The organism is Pedobacter sp. CFBP9032, from assembly GCF_034045265.1.
Lineage (GTDB): Bacteria > Bacteroidota > Bacteroidia > Sphingobacteriales > Sphingobacteriaceae > Pedobacter.
Genome location: NZ_JAXCWE010000040.1, coordinates 1 through 380 on the forward strand (window position 1 = coordinate 1; position 380 = coordinate 380).

Consider the following 380-nt stretch of genomic DNA (forward strand, 5'->3'; position numbering starts at 1 on the left):
CGGAGCGCATGGTGGCCATAGCGATATTGTCATCCGGAGGTACGAAGAATCCCTGCGTTTTAACCTACTGCCTCCAGGTAACACCGAACCTTTTTTTATTACGTCATTCCATGAACGGTGGGCTAAAGCGGTCGTCATTCTGAACTTGATTCAGAACCTATGTTTTATTGATTTTTTTGAATCGCTAGCTGCGAAAAGTCTTATTGCCCCCTTTTCCCAGGATGGGAAAGGGGGCAATATGCGGATAGGGGCTGTTTCTGCTTCACCTCGGTTGCGCCGAAAGGCTTTATTCTTGATATAAAAGAGGCAAAACCGAGCTTTTCTGCGCGCTCATGAATGCCTGTAAAAACATACACAACTTATGAATACCTCAAGGCTTG

The 380-nt window shown here is 45.8% G+C and carries 1 protein-coding gene; it reads left to right on the plus strand.

Annotated features, from left to right (window positions below):
• Positions 1 to 301: hypothetical protein (locus SOM16_RS23065; protein ID WP_320466352.1), on the plus strand; the 301-nt coding region annotated here is incomplete at its 5' end.
• Positions 302 to 380 lie beyond the last annotated feature (79 nt).